This window comes from uncultured Proteiniphilum sp. (assembly GCF_937873925.1).
In the GTDB taxonomy this organism is placed as follows: Bacteria; Bacteroidota; Bacteroidia; order Bacteroidales; family Dysgonomonadaceae; genus Proteiniphilum.
Map to the genome: position 1 here is coordinate 24,168 of NZ_CALNAT010000151.1, position 21,363 is coordinate 45,530.

The 21,363-nt window shown below is 47.9% G+C and carries 16 protein-coding genes; 5 read left to right on the top strand and 11 right to left on the bottom strand.

The features are described 5' to 3' along the window. Window positions 1-51 precede the first annotated feature (51 nt). The 4 genes from Q0502_RS10405 to ribD form a co-directional block, all read right to left on the bottom strand. Window positions 52-798: an isoprenyl transferase gene (locus Q0502_RS10405; RefSeq protein ID WP_298650422.1), complete on the bottom strand. Its 747-nt coding sequence runs from the start codon at window positions 796-798 to the stop codon at window positions 52-54. Window positions 799-817: 19 nt separating this feature from the next. Beyond that, window positions 818-1,528, bottom strand: a complete 711-nt coding sequence (locus Q0502_RS10410; protein ID WP_298650424.1) for a DUF6089 family protein — start codon at window positions 1,526-1,528, stop codon at window positions 818-820. Between the two features lie 120 nt (window positions 1,529-1,648). Next, window positions 1,649-3,004, bottom strand: coding sequence for a DUF6242 domain-containing protein (locus Q0502_RS10415; protein ID WP_298650426.1), 1,356 nt, complete (start codon window positions 3,002-3,004; stop codon window positions 1,649-1,651). Window positions 3,005-3,089: 85 nt separating this feature from the next. Then, on the bottom strand, window positions 3,090-4,160 hold the full coding sequence (ribD, locus tag Q0502_RS10420) for a bifunctional diaminohydroxyphosphoribosylaminopyrimidine deaminase/5-amino-6-(5-phosphoribosylamino)uracil reductase RibD (protein ID WP_298650429.1): 1,071 nt from the start codon (window positions 4,158-4,160) through the stop codon (window positions 3,090-3,092). A 24-nt stretch (window positions 4,161-4,184) separates the two neighbouring features. On the opposite strand from ribD, the gene prmC reads away from it, so the two are divergent. The 5 genes from prmC (at window position 4,185) to Q0502_RS10445 (ending at window position 7,364) form a co-directional block, all read left to right on the top strand. Further along, window positions 4,185-5,036, top strand: coding sequence for a peptide chain release factor N(5)-glutamine methyltransferase (gene prmC / locus Q0502_RS10425; protein WP_298650431.1), 852 nt, complete (start codon window positions 4,185-4,187; stop codon window positions 5,034-5,036). Beyond that, window positions 5,029-5,529: a regulatory protein RecX gene (locus Q0502_RS10430; protein WP_298650433.1), complete on the top strand. Its 501-nt coding sequence runs from the start codon at window positions 5,029-5,031 to the stop codon at window positions 5,527-5,529. Before prmC ends, Q0502_RS10430 begins: the two co-directional genes overlap by 8 nt. Beyond that, window positions 5,516-6,211: a ComF family protein gene (locus Q0502_RS10435; RefSeq protein ID WP_298650434.1), complete on the top strand. Its 696-nt coding sequence runs from the start codon at window positions 5,516-5,518 to the stop codon at window positions 6,209-6,211. The genes Q0502_RS10430 and Q0502_RS10435 overlap by 14 nt, the downstream gene beginning before the upstream one ends. 84 nt (window positions 6,212-6,295) lie before the next feature. After that, window positions 6,296-6,964 carry an orotate phosphoribosyltransferase gene (pyrE, locus tag Q0502_RS10440; RefSeq protein WP_298650435.1) on the top strand — a complete coding sequence of 223 codons (669 nt, stop codon included), beginning with the start codon at window positions 6,296-6,298 and terminating at the stop codon, window positions 6,962-6,964. Further along, window positions 6,945-7,364: an SRPBCC family protein gene (locus Q0502_RS10445; RefSeq protein WP_298650438.1), complete on the top strand. Its 420-nt coding sequence runs from the start codon at window positions 6,945-6,947 to the stop codon at window positions 7,362-7,364. Before pyrE ends, Q0502_RS10445 begins: the two co-directional genes overlap by 20 nt. A gap of 38 nt (window positions 7,365-7,402) precedes the next feature. Here Q0502_RS10445 and Q0502_RS10450 read toward each other — a convergent pair whose 3' ends face one another. The 7 genes from Q0502_RS10450 to Q0502_RS10480 all read right to left on the bottom strand — a co-directional run bounded on the left by Q0502_RS10450 (window position 7,403) and on the right by Q0502_RS10480 (window position 21,363). Beyond that, window positions 7,403-9,838 carry a glycoside hydrolase family 95 protein gene (locus tag Q0502_RS10450; RefSeq protein ID WP_298650440.1) on the bottom strand — a complete coding sequence of 812 codons (2,436 nt, stop codon included), beginning with the start codon at window positions 9,836-9,838 and terminating at the stop codon, window positions 7,403-7,405. Window positions 9,839-9,857: 19 nt separating this feature from the next. After that, window positions 9,858-11,240: an alpha-L-fucosidase gene (locus Q0502_RS10455; protein ID WP_298650442.1), complete on the bottom strand. Its 1,383-nt coding sequence runs from the start codon at window positions 11,238-11,240 to the stop codon at window positions 9,858-9,860. A 78-nt stretch (window positions 11,241-11,318) separates the two neighbouring features. Further along, window positions 11,319-13,670: a glycoside hydrolase family 3 N-terminal domain-containing protein gene (locus Q0502_RS10460; protein ID WP_298650445.1), complete on the bottom strand. Its 2,352-nt coding sequence runs from the start codon at window positions 13,668-13,670 to the stop codon at window positions 11,319-11,321. Window positions 13,671-13,674: 4 nt separating this feature from the next. Beyond that, on the bottom strand, window positions 13,675-15,903 hold the full coding sequence (locus Q0502_RS10465) for an alpha-L-fucosidase (RefSeq protein WP_298650448.1): 2,229 nt from the start codon (window positions 15,901-15,903) through the stop codon (window positions 13,675-13,677). Continuing rightward, window positions 15,903-17,291, bottom strand: a complete 1,389-nt coding sequence (locus Q0502_RS10470; RefSeq protein WP_298650450.1) for an alpha-L-fucosidase — start codon at window positions 17,289-17,291, stop codon at window positions 15,903-15,905. The genes Q0502_RS10465 and Q0502_RS10470 overlap by 1 nt, the downstream gene beginning before the upstream one ends. A 179-nt stretch (window positions 17,292-17,470) precedes the next feature. Further along, entirely contained in the window at window positions 17,471-18,937 is a 1,467-nt protein-coding gene (locus Q0502_RS10475) for an alpha-L-fucosidase (protein WP_298650452.1), read from the bottom strand. 590 nt (window positions 18,938-19,527) lie between these two features. Next, window positions 19,528-21,363 carry a SusD/RagB family nutrient-binding outer membrane lipoprotein gene (locus tag Q0502_RS10480; protein ID WP_298650455.1) on the bottom strand — a complete coding sequence of 612 codons (1,836 nt, stop codon included), beginning with the start codon at window positions 21,361-21,363 and terminating at the stop codon, window positions 19,528-19,530.

Genomic DNA, 21,363 nt, shown 5'->3' on the forward strand with positions numbered 1-21,363 from the left:
TTCTTTTCTCTGACTCCTGGGTTAGTGGAGAACTGTTATTGTTCACTAAAGTTAGTCGTTTTTTATTTGTTCGCTGGTCTTGCCGTATCTTCTCTCCCGTCCCTGATATTCGAGGATTGCTTCATACAAAGCTTCTTCGTCAAAATCGGGCCAGAAGATACCGGTAAAGTAAAACTCTGCATAGGCGCACTGCCACAACAGAAAATTGCTTATTCGTTGTTCACCCCCGGTCCGTATCAGCAGATCGGGATCGGGAAGGCCACGTGTGGTAAGATAATTACCAAGGGTTTCTTCATCGATATCTTTTTCCTGCAAAACGCCTTTTACCGCGTCAGCTGCTATCTTTTTTGCGGCTGTGGCAAGTTCCCACTTTGAAGAGTAACTTAATGCAAGCACTAAAGTGACCCCTGTCCCTTCCGCAGTTTCCCTGATACACTCTTCAAGGGCCGTACGTGCATATTCCGGCAGGCGGCTCATATCTCCTATAGAACGAATCCTGACCCCGTTTTTTTTCAGGTCGGGGGTTTCTCTGGAGATGGCATACACCATCAGATCCATCAATCCCGTCACCTCTTCGGTGGGACGGCTCCAATTCTCAGTGGAAAAAGCGTAGAGCGTAAGATACCGTACCGATGCTTTCGATGCAGCATCCACCACTCTTCTTATCGCACTGATACCCTCTCTGTGCCCTTCGCCCCGATCCAGTCCCCGGGCTTTTGCCCATCGTCCGTTCCCGTCCATAATAATGGCGATGTGGGCAGGAAGGCGGTTTTTATCTATCTTGTCAAGCAACGACATCTTTCTTACGTCTGAATTGTTAATTTCCGTGGCAGGGATCTTCACGCATCCTGAATTCCCACGTTAGGAAAATCATTGTGAATGAATACCAGTCCCGGTTTTTAAGGAGACTGCTTTGAATGCCATAAGGACTGTCCAGATCCCCTCCGTTCGTTTTCTCGGTAACATCGAAATCGTCACCAAACAGCTTTCGCATCGAAAACTCGATACCGATATTCATTCTGTTTTTTAATTTATACTTAAACCCCATTCCGAAAGGGATATTCGCGTCAATAAAAGTTTTCTCTCCCGTCGCATAGGTGCCTCCCACCCCTGTAAACAGGTAGGGAGTATAAGGTTTTGTCCCGAGATAGACATACTTGTCGCTGTACGGGAAAAAATTGAACTCCGCTTGCGCACCCAGTTCAGCCAGGGTGCGGTGAAAAGAGTCCCGGTGTGTGAACGGGAAAGTATTACCTGAATCTTCACTCTTCCCTGAAACGTTTCCTGCAAACATACCGACTTTGATACTCCAGTGAAAATCGATGTTATACCGGAACAGGAGACCCCCGGCAATTCCGGGATGGAGGTAGTATCTTGTCTGGTTGGCGTCACCCATGTAGAACGCAGTTCCGACAGCGCCTCCAACTTCGTATTTGTACTCCTGAGCGCGGATGTTTGCGATAGAGATCATCAAAAAGAGACCTGTTGCAAAAAGTGAGACAACGACAGGTCTTCCGGAAATCTTCATTCTGTTATCCTGTTTGGTAAGTATTGTCTCAACTCTAACGCAAATTCAGCAAATAAATTGTTTGGAACAAAAACTTCTCACCTCTGTTACTCGTGGCAACCGTAAAAGTGGCTTTTTCGGTCAATTCGAAGCAAACTTATTGAGTCTGCCTTTCCAGATATCCGTAAGCTGGGTATTGGATGAGGATATTCCGCCGAATATCCATATATTGTTGTCTGTATCGGTTATTACCGATGCAGTCGTCCTTCCTGTAAAATCGGATGGGAAAGCCTGATTTTCTCCCGCTTTGACCCAATTCAGACCGTAATTCTCTGAATACATCAATAGGTTCTTTCCGGCAGATAGAGTGATCAGGTAGGGTTTATCGTCATAGAAAAAGAGGCTGCTCCCTTGCAAGGCCCCTTCTTCCGGCCTTTTTGAGAGGATATATTTAACAATCCCTTCGTCTTCCTGTAACACCCAGATATCGTTATTGGAAGTATTGGTTGAGGTGATCCCGCCCGATAAGAAGATGAATTTTGTGGCATAAGACGACGCACTCTCTACTTTTATCGCTGAAAAATCCGTAACCGGCATATTGTCCGGCATGTCATTCATCAGGATGATCTCCGAGAAGTTGACATCCGTCTGGGCAAACTTGAGTTTTCCGTCGTGATTTACCGCCAGCAAAATATTCCCGGGGGTGGCGAAAGGAAGTTCGCCGTAGAGCGCTTTCACGTCGTAAACTGTGGAAACGGCATTCCATGTGGCACCATCCGACGATCGATAAACCCAGCCTGTGGGCGCATCGAGTGCGTAGACAGCGCTCCCGAAGGTGATAAGCGACGAAAGGCGGAGAGTATGAGGCATCCCGGACAGGCGGTCGACGGCACTCCAGTTTTTACCGTCGGAGGCGGGTGTCGACACAGCCTTCATCTCTGTTCCCGACCGGTAATAAGTGAAGAATTGGTTATTGTGGGCGATCGTTCTCTGACTTTCTACAGGAGGAGTAAGCCAGTTTCCCGCAATTTTATCCCAATAGATAATATAAGGGTCTTCCTGATATATATTCAGTTGAAAGTCATAATCTTTGTCAGTGACGCCGTCGGCAGCAGTGGTGGTGATTTTCTGCAACCGGGGTAGGGGGATCGAATCCGACCCGTTCCAGAAGTAGGTGCTGTCGGGCTGACCGAGTCTGAGTTGTATTCGGGAAAATGGGTAATAAGTGTTTGAACTGTTGATGTTTAATATTATACTGTCAACATGAAACAGGTAGGGTAGCGGCTCCTTGTTGAATATTCTTCCGTTTACCTGATCGATCGTAAAAGTGACGCCGGCTAACAATCCGGCTGTATCGGCTTTGGAGGAGAGGGATACGGTATATATTTGCGGATCACTCGGATATTCTATATTGTTGTCGGATGAATTAAGGCAGGAGGAAAACAACAATATGTTCACGATAAGTACCGATGTCCAAAAGAAATATTTAGATATCATTTGTTTCAAAAATATTGTACACCACGTTATTTAGGATATGCAAAAGTAGAAAGATTTTTCTCTTTAACCATATTAAAATGAATATTTAATGAAAATTTCGAGTTATTTTACTCTTTAAATGAAATTGAACCGAATCCGGATAGGTGCTGGAAGCAGCCACATCTCCCTGTATGACCGGCGCTTTCACCCCTGAGTGGAGTGCTTTTGCGGATATCTCAACATATGCTTCGTCCCACATCTCCTTCTCGATAAAAGAAGCCAGTAATTGAGCGCCTCCTTCTATCAGGAGAGAGTATATTTTTTCATCGTACAACCGCTCTAATATCTGTCTGTTGGTATCCCCGGAGAAATCTATCCCGATATATTTGATATGCTCTTTTCTCCCTGTCTCAGGAGGGAGGGATGCCGTGAAAACGATGGTAGGCGCTGATTCGTCGAACAGGAACGCGTCGGAGGGGATCTTGTTTTCCCTGTCGATAACCACCCTTGTGGGATGATCGCCGAACCACTTCCTTGCCGTCAGTTGCGGATTGTCCAGGAGTGCGGTATTTGTACCCACCAGAATTCCCTGGACTTGCGTGCGGAATTTATGGACGATAGTGTGTGTCAGGGTGTTGGATATGATCACCGGTGTTCTCCCGTCATTCGGAGTACGATGCTGGTCCATAAATCCGTCGCTGCTCTGCGCCCATTTTAAAATCAGATAAGGCCTGTTGCAGAGCTGGTTTACGAAGAAGATCCTGTTCAGGTCGCGGGCTTTTTCTTCCAGCATTCCCACCGTCACTTCGATACCGCTCTCTCTCATCATGGCGATACCTCTGCCCGCCACTTTGGGGTTGGGATCACTGGTTGCCACCACCACACGGGGGATCTTCCTGGAGATGATCAACTCTGCACAGGGCGGGGTCTTGCCATGATGTGCACAGGGTTCGAGCGATACATAGAGGGTCGATTCGGGAAGCAGTGCACTGTTCTTTACGGAAGCGATGGCATTCACCTCCGCATGTGCTTCCCCATATTGCCGGTGGAACCCCTCCCCGATGATCCGGTTGTTGTGTACCACTACAGCGCCTACCAAAGGGTTCGGTTTCGTGAAGCCTTCCCCCTTACGGGCAAGCTGAAGGCATCTCTCCATAAATACCGGATTTAATTCCATTTTTTATTATCTTTGACGATCATTATGCAGCATTCGGTTCGACATATCCTGCAGGAATTGAACGGGCTCTATTCCAAATCCGAGATCTCCGTTCTTGCGCAACTTATCCTGGAGGAGGTGTGCGATGACTCTTTTACAGGTATAACGACAGACAAAATTAATCATTTATCCCGTTCGGAACTCCGGAAAGCGGAAGATATTGTCTGTAGGCTGAAAAACGGGGAGCCGGTGCAGTATGTATTGGGTAAGACGGAGTTTTACGGAATACCTTTTATGATTACGCCCGATGTACTTATCCCCCGGCCTGAAACAGAGGAACTCGTGGAATGGATCCTCTCCGGAAACCGGCAAATAGGTCGCTCGGTGCTGGATATAGGAACCGGTAGCGGCTGCATCGCGGTGACGCTGGCGAAAAAAATGAGCGATGCCCGTGTATACGCCTGGGATATATCGGAGAAGGCACTGAAAGTGGCATCGGAAAATGCCCGCCTGAACGGGGTAACTGTACATTTCTCGGTGCGGGATGTTTTTCAGCCTGTGGGCATCGATCCCGTCTTTGACGTGATAGTGAGTAATCCCCCCTATGTGACCGAATCGGAAAAGGCGACCATGGAGGCGAACGTCCTCGGTTTTGAACCCCATGAGGCACTTTTTGTTCCTAACGACCATGCTTTGCTGTTTTATGAACGGATTGCCGATGTGGCGTCTGAGTTGCTGTACAACAACGGGGAGTTGTATTTTGAGATCAACAGGGAAAAGGGGCCGGAGGTATGTGATATGCTCCGGGGCAAAGGTTTTGCCCGGGTAGAACTGAGAAAAGATATTTCAGGGAATGACAGGATGGTACGTGCCCTAAAACCGGAAGGTCATGGATAAGAACGGCAGGAGAATAACTGAAGAGAAAGCTTATGCGAAGATGGCGCGGATCTGCTCGCAAAAGGAATGCGCTCCCTGTGATATAGCCCGGAAGCTGGGAAGGATGGAGCTTCCCAGGCCGGTGATAGATAAGATTATCGATCGGCTTAAGAAGGAGAAATATATGGATGAAAAACGGTTTATCCGTAGTTATATCCATGATAAACTTCATTTTAATAAATGGGGGAGGAGAAAGATAATACTCTCCCTGAAGCAGAAGCAACTGCCTCAGGACCTGATCGAGGAGGTGTTGTCGGAGTTTTCCGGCGCTTCGTTCGGCGAATCCCTGCAACCCATCCTTGAGAAGAAATGGAAGACCGTGAAAGGAAAGTCGGATTACGAAAAACGGGGTAAGCTGATCCGGTATGTATTGAGCAGGGGCTTCTCCATGGATGAGGTGATGGCTTGCATGAAAAAAATGCGGATAGGGGAAATCTTCGATGAAACGGAATGAACTTTTAAATCAACTGGCAAACCTTTTTTTTCCGAATGTATGTGTTATCTGCGGCGGCGAATTGCTTCCGGGGGAAGAAGGCGCCTGCCTGCAGTGCCTGTATAAGTTACCCAAGACCCATAACTTCAGGGAGCCGGATAATGATGCCGAAAAGCTGATGGCCGGCCGGATCCCTTTCGAACGGATCGCCTCATACTGCGTATATACAAAGGGAGGGATCCTTCCGCCCCTGATCCATCATCTGAAATACCGTCACAATCAGCGTATCGGCCTGCTGCTTGGGCGAATGTTCGGAAAAGACCTGCTGGGAAGTGAATTCCTGAACCCTGTCGAGCTGATCGTTCCTGTGCCGCTCCATCCCAAAAGAGAAAAAGCCAGGGGATACAATCAGGCCGGAATAATTGCAAAAGGCCTTTCCGAAACTACCGGCCTGCCTATGTCGGCCGGTAACCTGCTTCGTGTGGTATACAATCCCACGCAGACAAAGCGTACCAAAACGCAGCGATGGGAGAATGTGAGAGATATTTTCAAAGTGGCCGATCCGGGATTGTTCGAGCAGAAGCACCTGTTGCTGGTAGACGATGTGATCACTACAGGATCCACTTTAGAAGCCTGTGGAACGGCTCTGCAGGTATGTAAGGGTGTGAAAATCAGTATCGCTACTCTCGGAGAGGTTTTTTAGTCCTATTTTTTTCAGAAATAGCACGCAAATATTTTTGAAAAAGAGTACTTTTGTGGTTAATCTGCAAAAAAGTCGACAAAAAATATGAACACGCTACAAAAATTAACAGCTGAAAAGCTTCTTAGAATTAAAGCCATTAAGTTACAGCCATCTAACCCGTTTACCTGGGCTTCGGGCTGGAAATCGCCCATATATTGTGACAACCGGAAGTTGATGTCTTATCCGGCCATCCGTAATTTTGTAAAGGTGGAGTTTGCCCGCCTTGTTCTCGAGAAATATCCACAGGCCGACGCCATTGCAGGGGTTGCTACGGGCGCTATCGCTCCCGGTGTATTGGTGGCCGACCTGCTCGGTCTGCCTTTTGTATATATCCGTTCCGCACCGAAAGACCACGGACTGGAGAATATGATAGAGGGAGATCTGCGACCAAAGCAGAAAGTTCTCGTGATTGAAGACCTGGTCTCTACGGGAGGAAGCAGCCTGAAAGCGGTGGAAGCAATCCGGCGTAACGGTTCGGATGTCCTCGGCATGCTGGCGGTATTTACCTATGGATTTCCTTATGCTGAGAATCGCATGCATGAAGCGCGGGTAGAACTCACTACGCTTTGCAATTATGATGCGATCCTGGATGAGGCGCTGGCGACCGATTATATCGATGAATCGGAGTTGCAGACATTGCAGGACTGGCGCAAAGATCCGGAAAACTGGGGACAAACCGTAAAAAAGGCCAAAAATGACCGAATTCGCCAGTGAGGTAAAAACCATTTCGCACAACGATGCCGATGTGTTCCGCGTGCTCTCCGATCTCCGGAAACTCGAATTGGTAAAGGATAAGATCCCTGAAGACAAACTTAAAGATTTTTCGTTCGATGAGAATAGTGTCTCCTTCCGGGTAGATCCGATAGGGAAGGTGACCTTTCTCGTGGTGGAACGCGAGCCGAATAAACTGGTAAAGTTTAAATCGGAAAAATTGCCTTTTGAGGTTTTCCTGTGGATACAATTAGTAGCGAAAGCCGAGAAAGATACCCGGCTGCGAATGACGGTAAAAGCCGACCTGAACCCGTTTATCAGGGGGATGGTCGAGAAACCGATGAAGGAAGCGGTCGATAAGATCTCCGACATGCTGACGCAGTTGCCCTACGATCAGCTATGATCTTCTGACCGTCTCAGCAATCCCCTTTCCGTTGCACTTTAAACGGGATATACTATTTCCAGTTCCGATTTTTTCCCGTTTTTCATTTCGATCAGCACCAATCCGTTTTCAATGGGAAGTTCTTTCCCTTTCTTCTTTATCGCGATAGCACCATGGGGGACTTTCAATCGAAAGGTATTATCTGTTTTTGCGGCCAGGGTGAGTCGGGTTAACCTACCGTTTTTCCATGCTGCATCCACTTCGGCGCCCCCTCTCACACACAATCCTTTGAAGTTCCCGTTTGCCCATGCGGTAGGCAATGCCGGCAGCAGGTGGATATATCCGTCCTGGCTTTGTATCAGCATTTCAGCGATTCCTGCCGTACCTCCTAAATTGCCGTCTATCTGGAACGGGGGATGGGCGCAGAATAGATTTGGATAGGTCCCGCCTCCGCTACTCATTTTTATCTCGTTTCCGAATGTGGGTTCCAGCAGGCTTTTTAAAAGTTTGTATGCCCGGTTGCCATCGTGCAGGCGCGCCCAGAAATTCACCTTCCATGCCCGTGACCATCCTGTTCCGGCATCACCGCGACGGTTGAGTGTCTTTCGGGCTGCTTCTGCCAGTTCGGGCGTAGTGACGGGTGATATCTGGTTGGAGGGATGCAATCCGTAAAGGTGCGAGACATGCCGGTGTTGCGGATCCACTTCCTTATAATCTTCCAACCATTCCTGTAAATGTCCGTCGGAGCTGATCTGCATAGGGGGTAATTGAGGAATTGCTTCCCTGATCTTTACCGTGGTTCCATCTTCCATACCGAGTATCTTTGCCGCGGAAAGAATATTGGTGAAAAGTTCCTTTATGATCTGCACATCCATTGTCGGGCCCATACATACATACACGACATCCCTGCTTCCGGGAAGATAAAATGCATTTTCGGGCGAGGAAGAAGGAGCGGTTACCAGCCATCCCTGTTTTGGTTCGCGGATCATACTGCTCAGGAAAAAACCGGCTGCCCCCGTCAGCACGGGATAGATGGATTCCAGATATGCCCTGTCCTGCGTGAAGGCGTAATGCTCCCAGAGGTGTTGGCAAAGCCAGGCGCCGCCCGTGTTGGTGGCACCCCATGAAGCATGCTCGCCGGGTGCCGTGAATTGCCAGGGGTTGCTCATCATATGCGCTACCCATCCTTCAGCGTTGTAAAAAGTTTCCGCCGTTTTTTCTCCTGACGGCACCAGTGATGTGGTGAAGTCTATGAATGCCTTATGCAGTTCCGGCAGATTACATACTTCTGCCGGCCAGTAGTTCATTTGCAGGTTGATGTTCAGGTGATAGTCCCCGTTCCAGGGAGTTTGTACCTGATTTGCCCACAACCCTTGCAGGTTGAGTGGCAGGTTGGCCTCACGGGCGCCGCTAATCATCAGGTAGCGGCCGTATTGGAAATAAAGGGCGGCAAATGCCGGGTCATTGTCCGATTGGAACCGGAGAAGGCGTTCATCCGTGGGGGTTGTAATGTCCTGTTCGCCCAGGTTCAGTTCCACGCGATCGAATTTCTTCTTATAGGTGTCAATATGGGCATGTTTTAACCGGTCGTAAGGGTTGTTTCTGGCTTGTGCCGATAATTGTTCTACATATAAGGAGAAAGTAGTGAGGTGATCCTTGTCGAACATATCTGTTGCGGTGGAGATGAGAATTACGGCCTCATCCGCCCCGGACAGGGATAATGCGTTACCGGATGATACCAGGTTGCCTCCGTTGTTCACAATTTCCAATTGTGTGAGATAGCGTACGCCATTCGCTCCGTTGTGCCCGTCGTTCAGTTGTCCTTCCATATAAAGCTTGTTCTCTTTTACAGAGACTGTGGCCCTTTCCGTCCTGCTCAGATTTACCTTGAAGGATACCGATTTTTTCTGATCGGCTGTCAGCCGGATAACCAGCACATCATGGGCGTGTGAAGCAAAATATTCGCGGGTATAGGTGATGCCGTTCCTGTTGAACTGAGTGGTGGCGACTGCATCGTCCAGGGAGAGTGTTCGCTCGTAACGGCTTATGCTGTCCGTTTGCGGATATCTGTAAGTGATATGCAGATCGCCCAGCATCTGGAAACAACCGTAGGGCGCATCTTTCCCGTTGCCGAAAGCTGATCCTTGTCCTCCGCAACGGAAGTGGCGGTACATCAGTTGCTGCGCATCCGGATTCCTGCCTGCGAGCAGCAACTCCCGGATTTCCGGTAAATAATTGATCGCTTCCGGATTAAATGCCTCGGGATCTTCACTTCCCGACCACATGGTGATATCATTCAGTACTATGTGTTCGGTGTCGATACCGCCGTCGGGCATCATGCCGATGCGTCCGTTACCCAACGGAAGGGTCTCTTCCCACACAGTGGCCGGCATAGTGTAGCGTACCACCAGTTTTTGCGGGGTTGTACCGCCTGCGGTACATTGGATCAATAACACCGATAGCACGATAGCGAGTGAAAATGGATATTTTTTCATAAGGGGGTTTTCGCCGGAATTATTTCAAGATCAATTCAATCACCGGCACATCCGTGTTCGGGCGTTCTACCGGAAGGTTCAAAATAATGTCGTTCTCTTTCGAGGTCTCGACTGTGTGGCTACCGGACTGTGTTTGCGAGTAAAATTTAATTTCCGACGCATCATGTAGCAACTGCGCGTATTCGATTTTATCTTTCAATCCCGGCAGGTGGAGCGACTTGAAAGGCCATTCGAGCACGTGAATATACAGCCTGTGGGTTTCGGGGTTATAGGTCATAAGACAGTTCTGAGGAGTTTTATATTCGTCCGGAACCTGCGTGCAGCCGTAGATCGACCGGCTGTGGAATCGCATCCATTCGCCTATCCCGTCGAGACGTTCATTGGCGCGATCATCAAATACTCCCCGTGCCGTGGGTCCCACATTGAGAAGCAGGTTACCGCCCTTGCTCACGGTTTCTATCAGCATCACAATCAACTGATGCGTACTTTTCCAGGTATATTCGTCGCGATTGTATCCCCATGAACCGGAGAAGGTCTGGCAGGTTTCCCACGGCACGCGTTCACCCCGGACAGTAGGCCATTCCTGAGGCATAAATTGTTCGGGAGTAATAAAATCCCAACCCCAATCGGTATGGTCCAGGTCCATCCGGTTATTGACCAGCACATTGGGTTGAAGTTTACGTACAAGTGCCAACAGTTCTTCCGATTTCCAGTCCTGATGTCCTTTACCGTTCTCTCCGGGATAAGAAAAGTCGAGGAACAATTCGTCTATCTGACCGAATTGTGTCAATAATTCCGTCAGCTGGTCTTTCATATATTGGCGATATATGTCCATGTTCCGGTTTTCGTTCGCTTTTTTCCGTTCTTCGGCATCCCGCGGGCCGTTGGGATGGATATTGTCGTAGGTAAAATGAGGATGATGCCAGTCGATCAGCGAGTAGTAAAATCCTATCCGTATCCCTTCCGCGCGGAAAGCATCCACAAAAGGCTTTACCAGGTCTTTTTTGTAGGGTGTATTGGTCACCTTGAAATCGGTATGTTTGGAGTCCCACAGGCAAAATCCGTCGTGATGTTTGGTGGTCAATACGACATATTTCATGCCGGCCTTTCTGGCTTTGGCCGCCCATTCTTCGGGATTGTACAGATCTGGATTGAAATGGTCGAAATATTTCTGATACGCTTCGTCCGGGATCCGCTCTCTTTGCTTCACCCATTCGTGCCGTGCCGGTAAAGCGTATATGCCCCAATGGATAAACATGCCGAACCGGTCGTTGGTCCACCATCCCATTCTTTGGGCTTTTTGCTCTTTGGTCTCACTCCATGTTTGCCGTTGTGAAAACAGTAAATTACTGCTAACCATAGTGAAAAAGACAACAGCCAGAATCATTTTCTTTGTGTTCATAGTGATTAATCATTATAAGTCATTTATTAAAAGTAGCAATGTTGGCAATCACCGGACAGGTTTTCGTTCCGGGAATATCTATTCTTCAATCCGGAAACTCTCTTTCAACCGTATATCGTTGGAAGCGGCACCGATCATTAGCGTAAACTCACCCGGTTCGGTAATGCTTTGCATATGCAGGTCATACAGTGCGAGATCATCGTACGTTAATATAAATTCCACGTTTTTTGATTCGCCTTTCCGGACATGGATCCGTTGAAAATCTTTCAGTTGAATGGGAGGGGTAACCACCGAACTTACGTTGTCACGTACATAGAGTTGGACCACCTCATCTCCGTCGATACTGCCCGTGTTGGTTACGGCACAGAATATCCGTACATGATCCTGTGCCACCTTTATGGATAGGTCTTTATAACTGAAGTTGGTATAGCTTAGTCCGTATCCGAATGCATACAGCGGCGAACTGCTCTCTTCCACGTAATCAGCCTGCCTGCCTAATGAGTAATATACCGGTAACTGTCCTACCGAGCGTGGAACGGAAACCGGTAACCTGCCCGCGGGATTATAGTCTCCGAAAAGGATATCGGCGATAGCATGGCCACCTTCCTGTCCCGGATACCATGCCGTCAGCAGCGCATCGGCTTTCTCCGAAGCGTTGTTCATATTGAGCGGCCGTCCCTGTATATAGACCACGATCAACGGCTTCCCTATTCCGGCAAGCGCTTCGAGCAGTTTCTCCTGCTCACCTAACAGATCGAGGGTGCTGCGGTCGTATCCTTCCCCCGATTCCATATCCGAAAGAATTTCATCCCGGCTGTTACCGACCGTTGCCGCTCCGGTTTCGATATATTCCGTCTTGAAATCCCTTGCACTGGATCCTCCCACAACCAACAGTATCACGTCCGATTGGCGGGCTATTTGTACCGCTTCTTCTATATCGCTTCGGGTAGTATCCCTGATGGCGCAGCCCTTTGCATAGTAGACGACGGTACGGGGACTTACGGCTTTCCTGATCCCGTCGAGCACGGTAATAATATTACTTCGCTCCTGCGGGGCGGTGTAATCACCCAACTGGTTATAGATGTTGTCAGCGTTTGGTCCTATCACCGCGATGGACCCGATCTCTTTCGGGAGCGGCAACAGACCGTCACTGTTTTTGAGCAACACCGTTCCCTGGCGGGCTACCTCGCGCGCGATCTGCTTATGCGCTTCACTTCTTACGAGAGGGGATGTCTGCGTGGGGTCGACATACGGATCCTCGAACAGCCCCATTTCAAATTTCAGCCGGAGAATATTGGCTACTGCATCATCTATATCCTGTATCGTGACGAGTCCTTCTTCCAACGCCTGTTTCAGGTTCCTCCCATAGGCATTCCCTCCCAGATCGGCGTCTACCCCTGCCTGCAATGCCATAGCCGCCGCATGTTTTATACCGGGCGCAACGCGGTGTGTCCCTGCGATGCCTTCGATACTGCCGAGATCGGAAAATACAAACCCGTCGAAACCCCATTGATCCCGAAGGACATCCTTCAGCAGGAACCGATGGGCCGTAGCGGGGATGCCGTCGATGGAATTATAGGAGGTCATAAGAGTTTTCACTCCCGTATCCGTCACTTTTTTGAACGGCATTAAATAGTCGGAGAATAATTCCCGTATTCCGATATTTGCCTGTCGGCCGTTATGACCGCCCGCAGGAATGCCATAGGCTACGAAGTGTTTCGGGGTGGAATAGACGTTCCGGCCGTTACGGATATCATCTCCTTGCAGGCCTTGCACAAAAGAAACACCCAGTTTCGCTGTCAGTACCGGATCTTCGCCGAACGTTTCCTCCACTCTCGACCACCGGAGTTCCCTTGCCAGATCCAGGATAGGGCCATACCCTATATGGGCGCCCTGCAGCCGTGTTTCAAGGGCAATTACTTCTGCCATTTGCCGTACCAGCCCGGGGTTCCATGTGCTGCCTTGCCCTAGGCCGGTGGGAAAAACGGTTGTTCCGATAGCCATGTGGCCGTGCATACATTCTTCGGCAAAAAGCAGGGGAATTCCCAGCCGGGTATGTTCTACGGCATATTGTTGTAATTCGTTCAGTGCGTTGGCTGCCAGTTCAGGATTAAGTCCTGTCTGTAACGTTTTCCGGGTCCAGGGGTCGGCACGGAGTGTCGCCCAGAAACCACCCAAAGGCATGGTTTGCATCCGTTCCCTGAATACATCGGAAGGTGCAACGGCCTGTTCACCTGTTTTGGTGTACATTTCCCATCCTGTGGGAAAGCCTAGTTGGCCGATCTTCTCTTCCGGCGTCATCCGGCTTAACAGATCCTTTACCCTGTCGCCGACCGGGGTGGACGGGTTTTTATAGAGTTGTTGTGCTACAGACAACTGCGCAATGGCGCACAAACAGAGAGCGATTATGAAACCAGTTACTTTCTTCATTTGCTTATAAAAAATCCAACTCGGCGATCGCTACAGATCTTCCGTTTCCCGCAATACCGGTGGCTTCCACACGTATATAACGGGTAGTTACCGGGTTGGTGAATGGGTGTGACCGTGGAGTCGGGTCGTTAACCAGGTTCCCGAATTCAAAGGTTTCTACCGTTTTCCAGCTTTTCCCATCGGCGCTGACCCGAAGGATCCCTCTTGCCATCATTCCTTCGGGATGGAAGGTTTGTGGTGTATAAACCATTGCTTTCAATTCGTATTCCGTGCCGAGATCAATAGCTATGAAATGAGGTGCGGCGCCGTCTTCCGATTGCCAGTAGGTGCGGCGATCCGCGTCGAAAGCCTGTACGGCGGCGGTGCGATTATTTCGTTGACTGCTTACTTCAAGCAGTTTCCAGTCCTTTTTCACGATTCCGAACGCTTCACTGTGTACCGCTCCCTGTATATTGTTATTGAATGAGACCGCTTTCAGTATATTATGTTCCACTTTGACCGGGTTTTCATACCTGAGGGAGTTTTGAGTCGGTTCCGATCCGTCGAGCGTGTAGAAAATCTGGTATCCGGTATTCAGGTTACCGGCGGCATTCTCGCCGTGAGGATTCCAGTTAAACTCGGTTTGCAGCGGGGCAATAGTGACCATTCCCTCTTTGTCGCGTGAAAACGCCAATTGCGGCGGGCGTGTACGGTAATAGTGCGCTGATACGTGGCTGATAGCCGGATCAAGCCGTGATTCCAGTATCCGGATACGGATCTTATGGGTAGTAACTTCCGGAAAACGCAGGATGCGCTTGTAGCCGATATTGGTCGCTGTGGAAATTTCTTTCCATTGAGTGTCTATCCAGGCGTCCACGGCGTGTTGTTCTACCCGTTCACTGTGGGTGGCTATGGCTTCCTGCAGCATCAACCGGTTGATCGTGGCGGGTGCCGGCAGTGTAATGATGATCCCGTGCTTTTTTTTGTCCAGTAACAGGTATGTGTCCGGATCACCGTCCAACACCTGTTTTGGCCCTTTGGCATCCTGTAACAGATTCTTTTCGTATGTTTCTTTGATACGTTTCCCCACTTCTTCCAGCACATCTACATCCCGGGGAGAAAATGTACCCTCACGGTTGGGGGGGATATTCAGCAAAAATGTGGAATTACCACCGACGGAACGTTCGTAAATGTCGAATACATCGTCGGCGCTCCGTACTTTCTGATGCGTGTCGTCGCGGTAAAACCACCCTTCACGGATGGATGTATTGGTTTCGGCCTGTTGATAGTGAAGGTATTTTCCCTGATAGAGTTTTTCACGTGAGCCGAGATCCGTGTCTGTAAGGTCTGTGAAATGAGAAGTGGTATTGGGATCTTTGGGATAGGTTATCACGTTCCACTCCGTTTGTCGTGTTGCTCCTGCTTCGTTGCCGCACCAGCGGATATCTTCGCGTCCGAAAATAACCGCCTTAGGGGCCAGGGTACGGATCAATTCTCTCCATGCCGGATAGTTGTAGGTCTGTCCGCCTTTGGTTTTGGGATGTGCGCCGTCGAACCATACTTCATGGATCTCGCCGTATTCTGTCAGTATCTCAAAAAGCTGGTTCAGGAAGTATTCATTGTAATCATCCGCTTCGAACTCGAACGTGGTTTTGTTTTCGAACGGACGGCCCGGCACTTCGCGTGGAATGGTACGTTTGGTGTATTCACTCAGGTTGCCGTACAGCCCTTCGGGATGTTCGATCTGGTATAGATCCGCCGGGGACATATAAACGCCGAGTTTCATCCCATATTTTTTACAGGATTCCGAAAGGTCTTTGAGCACATCGCCTTTCCCGTCGAGGAACCCGGAAGACATAATGCCATGATCGGTATAACGGCTCTGCCACAGTACGAAGCCGTCATGATGTTTCACGGTCAGAATGACCATTTTCATTCCGGCTGCTTTCATTGCACGGCACCACTGGTCGGTGTCGAGTATTTTCAGATCAAAAACGGCCGGATCTTCCATCCCGCTTCCCCATTCCTTACGGGTAAAGGTGTTGGGGCCGAAGTGAATGAAAGCGATAAATTCATTTCTCAAAGCATCCAATTGATTCTCTGTCGGAACTACATGGGCTGCTTTTTCGATGATGGCTTCTTTACTGTCCCCCTCTTCTATTTTAATGGTGCTTTGAGGAGTGATGGAGTGTTGTGATCCCGTTTGGCATGATAAAAGAAGAATGCCGAATGCGAATAGGATTATTTCTCTCATTATTTACCTGTTTCAAATGAAAATACCCATGGCAAGTTAGTAGGATTTTTTATAACGGGCAAAACGATACGGGTTTTATTTCCCTCTACCTTCCATTTTACCTGCTTTTTCGTGTGCAGAAGAGTGACTTTGCTCCCTTTTTTGGGTGTATTGCCTTCCCACTCGATTACGGAAGGTATCTCCTTGCCGTTTTCCGGTACATAATGGGCGTAAACCGTTTTGTTGTCTTTGCCGGCTGTGAACCATACCTTTCCACTGTGGTAATGAGGAGTGATGCGGGTATTGTAAATGCCTTTCCCGTTTATTTTGAGCCAGCCGCCGATCTCTTTCAATATGGCTTCTACTTCGGGCTGGATGATCCCTTCAGGTGTAGGCCCTACGCCCAGCAGAAGGTTTCCTCCTTTTGCCGTCACTTCGATCAGTAAGGCGATCACTTCGGCCGGCGTTTTGAAGGTGGCGTCCGGGGTCCATCCCCAATCACTGCTTAAAGTGATACAACTTTCCCACGGGTAGGGGAGTTGTTCCGAGGGAACGGATCGTTCGGGTGTCTGGTAGTTCTCGTATTTTCCGCGGATGGTCCGGTCAACGATCAGTAAACCGGATTGGTTGCGGCGTGCCATCGCCGCGATCTTATCCATATCGATATCCTGCCTGGGAGAGGCTACCCAACCGCCGTCGAGCCAGAGGATATCTATGTCGCCGTAGTTGGTCATCAACTCCTGTATCTGGTTGAACGTGAATTGTTTGAAATTATCCCATCGCTCCGGATGCCGTTCAATTTTGTAATTTACATTTCGGGTGGGTGTGGCGAAATAATCCCACCAGTAATACTGGCTATGCCAGTCGGGTTTGGAGAAATAGGCTCCCACCATGAAATCCTTTTGCCGGAAGGCATCGAATACGAATTTCGCCACGTCGGCCTTCGGATGGTTTTTGAACGGCCCCTGTGCGATAGAGAAGTCCGTCTCTTTTGTGTCGAACATGTTGAACCCGTCGTGATGTTTGGTGGTGAAGATGGCATATTTCATACCTGCCTGCTTCATGACGTCGCTCCACTGGTCCGGATCGAAATCGACCGGATTGAATTGGTCTTTCAACCCCCAGTACCATTTCTTGTATTCCTCGTAGGAAACGGTGCTGTCGCGCGGTATCCAATCGACATCTTCGGAACAGATCGACCACGATTCTACGATCCCCGGTACGGAATACAACCCCCAGTGGAACAGTACCCCGAATTTGAGATCCTGCCAGCTATCCAGTTTTTTAAGCACGTTCTCTTCTTCCGGCCAGACATATCCTTTCGATTGTTCGTGTACAAAACCCTGCTGGGAATAGATCATTGCGGAGAATAGGATCCCACATAAGATCAAGATTTGTTTTTTATACATTCTTCTTTCCATTTTAAAAAATAGAGTTGCCTTAGCCACCTATCCTTTGGGTTTTCTGTTCTTTGCTCTCACTTTATGTTTTTAAGTGAAAATAAAAAGTTGTTTCTAACCATACTAATAAATACAACAGCTAAAAATCCCTTTTGTGGGCATGACAATCAATTGTTCTAAACTATTTATTAATAGAGTTCAACATTGGAAATCACCGGGCAGGCTTTCGAATCGGTGATTTCTATTTTTATTTTTGAGGTTTTTACAGGGTTTATCTGTAAAATTCTTTTGTACCCGATGGTCCTAGCTTCAGAGACCGTTTCCCATTGATCGTTGTTCCATATTTCGACGCGGAACGATTTGATCCTTTGTCCTAAAGGAATATATTCCTGCAAGAGGACGTAGGAAACCGTTTGGGGTTCGCTGAATTCCAGTTCGAAACTACCCGTCACCACATCGTCGTCCGTCGTCCAATAGGTTTCTTTATCACCGTCGATCAGGTTTTCAGGGGAAAATTGAGACGATTTACCTCTGTAACTGCTTGCATTAGCTGTTGCTACGATTGCCAGGTTATTCGAAAAAGCTTCGTTGAGTAGTTCTCTGAAACCCTGAAGCGACCGGATATCATTCTCGTGGATCAGTCCCCTTCTGTCGGGCGGGACATTTAATAATAATACCGACCCTCTGCCTACTGAAGTGAGGTAGATATCGAACAGTTGTTCGGGTGATTTTACAAGGGAGTCTTCCTCTGCATGATAGAACCATCCCGGCCTGATGGATACATCCACTTCGCCGGGGATCCAGTGGGAACCGTCGATAGAACCGGTGTTCAAAAGTTTTTGAATTCCTGCTTTTCCGGCGTATAAAGTGTCTGGAGTGATGGTGTTCCAGTTGGTTTCTCCTGCATATCCACTTTCGTTTCCTATCCAACGGATATCGGGTCCGGCATCGCTGAAAAAAATAACCTGCGGCTGGATAGCTCGTACCAGATCGAGCGTTGCCGGCCAGTCATAATATGTTTTGCGGTCGATCCTCCGTATTTCTCTTTTTCCTCCGTAATAGCCGTCGCCACCGTTGGCTCCGTCGAACCACATTTCAAATACAGGCCCATAGCCAGTAAACAGTTCTTTCAACTGATTACGGTAGTAGGTGATGTATTCAGGGTTTCCGTAATCCTTATGGTTCCTGTCCCATGGGGAGAGGTATACTCCGAATTTCAGACCATGCTTTTTGCAGGCATCGCTTACATCTTTGACGATGTCGCCGTTCCCGTTCTTATACGGACTGTTCTTGACGGCGTGTTCCGTGTATTCGGAGGGCCACAGACAGAAACCGTCATGATGTTTGCAGGTAAGGATCATACCTTTGAATCCGGTCTCTTTCAAAACGGATATCCATTGGGTAGCATCCAGTTCGGTGGGATTGAAGATAGAAGGGCTTTCATCGCCATATCCCCATTCCTTACCGGTAAAGGTGTTGGTCGTGAAATGAATGAATGCATTCATTTCCATTTCGTGCCAGGCAAGCTGGTTTTCGGACGGCACCGGCAATACCGGAGCCGGCGGCTCTATACTTTTCCCGGGTTGACAGGCTGTCAGCAACAGACCGAGAATGCAGGAAACCGGAAAGGTGATTGTATGGATTATTTTTTTCATTATTATCAATAATTTTGAAATAAATTATCAGGAGAAGTGTGTTTCCACATTTCTCCTGATAATAATCAGAATTATTTCCATCCTGGATTTTGAGTTACGACGTTCTCTTCGGATTTCATATGACAAATAATTAATTTCGCATCTGCCGCAGGGTTTACGGTGAGGTGAGCCATTTCCACACGATCGAGAAGCAGATTATGGGTTTATCAGTACATCTTGTGAGATCTGTAAGTTATTGTAATTTTTTTATGGTTTAGTGTGAACTTTAATTACATGATCCCTATAGGCTATACTGTGCTGTACTGTGCTGATACAAAAATAAAATAAAAAAGGAAAATAAAAAAAGATTTTTATATGTTGTGTAACATATTTCAGGGAGAAGGAAGAACGATTTATAACGAACTCTTGATATACCGAAAAGAAAAAAATAAAATAATTGTACGAAAAAAGGGAATCGGAAGAATAATATATGGTTATTCTCTCCGGCTCCCCTTTATTTATCAATTTGTTATATTTACTTCACCCGTTAGAAGCGTATAAAAAATAACTCTTCTGACGGGACGGTAATTCATATAATCCCTTTCTCCTACCTAATCAATGTAGGTGTCGCGATAAAAAGATTCAGAAGGATTTTTCACCCAGAAAATTGGTGAACTATAATTATCCTGATCCTGCACTTTCTGATACTCTTCGGCATTCGTAGATTGTTCACTGGCCGGATAATGAGCCCGCTCTATCTGGGTCTTTGTCCGTATATCCTGAAGTGTTGTTACCGGTTCCAGCTTAGGACGACGGGTGCGGCGCAATTCCGTCCATAATTCATAAATACCGATCATATTGAGATGAATATACTTTTGTTGCATAACTATTTCAAGTTTATCAGGTGCATTATTGTATTCATTCTTAATGAAATCAGCATATTGATCAATGACTGACTGGGCCGGTTTTGTCGGGCTTAACACTGTTAAATCCACATCCGGAAAGTAGGTTTTCTCAGGATTATATGTCGATCGGGCATTATACCAGTACCAGAAATCAACAGAGTGTTTCACTGCATCGGCAACATGGTCGGCTCCATTTTTTCCCGTGCTTCCCAGATTCTTTAGCGCCACTTCTGCCAGTAACAGGTCCACCTCGGCGCGCGAGATCATATAAACGGGAGTTTCATTAAAAACAAGCGTCTTGAGATTGTATTTTGACACGCTGTTCACACTGAGCATTACATCCAGGTTGTTGCGATAAGAACCGTTGTTCATCAAATAGGGGAATGATTTCATCAGGCTCCACTGTGTATCCGTTACGTCATCGGGTTTCGTAGCTGTATTATAATATTCTACCTGAGCTGCCCTGTAAGGTTCGTTCCGCTCATATCCCCTATCCATACGTATACCGCGATAATCACCCCATTTGGTGGGCATAGCAATCACCGGCAGGCGCGGGTCGTCGGTACCCGGCTCGTATGTATCGCTACCACGATTCATGCGTTTCATGATCACATTGGGAATAAAGTAACTGGTGAATCGTTCGATCATACCGCGCACCCATGTTTCACCTCCACCCGAAAGTGTGGCACTGAGAGTAGTAAAAGGCGGATCCCAGGTAAGGTCTGAGCTGGGAAGCGTACCTTTACTTATAATATCCTGAATATGTTCCTTAGCTGTAGCTTCATCAACCCCCGATAACCGTACGGCATATTTTAGCCTGACGGCAGTTGCCCATTCGATCCATTTACTGATATCTCCGTTGAAAGCAAGATCCTGCTGGGTGAAAAGCGCTTTCGATTCGGCACTCATCCCGTTATAGGCGGTTTGCAATCTCTCGGTACAGTCCTTTATGTTATTGAGTCCCGCCACATAAATATCCTTCGGATCGTCGTATTTTACGAAAAATACTCCTTCCGCTCCTCTCAAAGCATCGAAATAAGGAATGCTGTTGAAAAAGTCCACATTTCTTAAGAAAGCAAAGTCTTTGATGATTGTAACAAGATCATAATAGAGTTGGTTTTCTTTAATGAAAGCTTCATCGCCCGTCTCAATCAGGTTTTTCATCAATCCCCAGGGACGCAAACGCTCATACATATGGTTGAAGTATGTTCTGGCGTCATTGGTTTCATCGAACCCCCCACCATTCAGGTCGGGCCAGGTGTTATAGATGGCATCGTAATTGGCAATCATAGGACGTACCCCAATTTGGGAATAAGCAGTTATACCCCATCCTCCAAGTCCCCACCAATACTCTCCGTAATCTTGCACGAAAATCTTCCATTGGTAAACTACATTGCTAAACATACCCGGCATGAGTGTTTCTTCGGGTGCTTGATATTGCTCCGGATTGTAAAACTGTTCTTCCAGTTGTGACTGACAGGAGGTAAACAGAAAACCGAAAAAAGCAAGTATCGTAAAGAATATATTTTTTATTGTTTTCAT

Excerpts from the sequence above, each read along its gene's own strand:
- prmC (WP_298650431.1), top strand. The coding sequence starts at position 4,185 with ATGCAGCATTCGGTTCGACATATCCTGCAGGAATTGAACGGGCTCTAT.
- Q0502_RS10410 (WP_298650424.1), bottom strand. The coding sequence starts at position 1,528 with ATGAAGATTTCCGGAAGACCTGTCGTTGTCTCACTTTTTGCAACAGGT.
- Q0502_RS10405 (WP_298650422.1), bottom strand. The coding sequence starts at position 798 with ATGTCGTTGCTTGACAAGATAGATAAAAACCGCCTTCCTGCCCACATC.
- Q0502_RS10460 (WP_298650445.1), bottom strand. The coding sequence starts at position 13,670 with ATGAAGAAAGTAACTGGTTTCATAATCGCTCTCTGTTTGTGCGCCATT.
- Q0502_RS10435 (WP_298650434.1), top strand. The coding sequence starts at position 5,516 with ATGAAACGGAATGAACTTTTAAATCAACTGGCAAACCTTTTTTTTCCG.
- Q0502_RS10475 (WP_298650452.1), bottom strand. The coding sequence starts at position 18,937 with ATGAAAAAAATAATCCATACAATCACCTTTCCGGTTTCCTGCATTCTC.
- Q0502_RS10430 (WP_298650433.1), top strand. The coding sequence starts at position 5,029 with ATGGATAAGAACGGCAGGAGAATAACTGAAGAGAAAGCTTATGCGAAG.
- Q0502_RS10480 (WP_298650455.1), bottom strand. The coding sequence starts at position 21,363 with ATGAAAACAATAAAAAATATATTCTTTACGATACTTGCTTTTTTCGGT.
- Q0502_RS10455 (WP_298650442.1), bottom strand. The coding sequence starts at position 11,240 with ATGAACACAAAGAAAATGATTCTGGCTGTTGTCTTTTTCACTATGGTT.
- Q0502_RS10445 (WP_298650438.1), top strand. The coding sequence starts at position 6,945 with ATGACCGAATTCGCCAGTGAGGTAAAAACCATTTCGCACAACGATGCC.
- Q0502_RS10470 (WP_298650450.1), bottom strand. The coding sequence starts at position 17,291 with ATGTATAAAAAACAAATCTTGATCTTATGTGGGATCCTATTCTCCGCA.
- Q0502_RS10450 (WP_298650440.1), bottom strand. The coding sequence starts at position 9,838 with ATGAAAAAATATCCATTTTCACTCGCTATCGTGCTATCGGTGTTATTG.
- ribD (WP_298650429.1), bottom strand. The coding sequence starts at position 4,160 with ATGGAATTAAATCCGGTATTTATGGAGAGATGCCTTCAGCTTGCCCGT.
- Q0502_RS10465 (WP_298650448.1), bottom strand. The coding sequence starts at position 15,903 with ATGAGAGAAATAATCCTATTCGCATTCGGCATTCTTCTTTTATCATGC.
- pyrE (WP_298650435.1), top strand. The coding sequence starts at position 6,296 with ATGAACACGCTACAAAAATTAACAGCTGAAAAGCTTCTTAGAATTAAA.
- Q0502_RS10415 (WP_298650426.1), bottom strand. The coding sequence starts at position 3,004 with ATGATATCTAAATATTTCTTTTGGACATCGGTACTTATCGTGAACATA.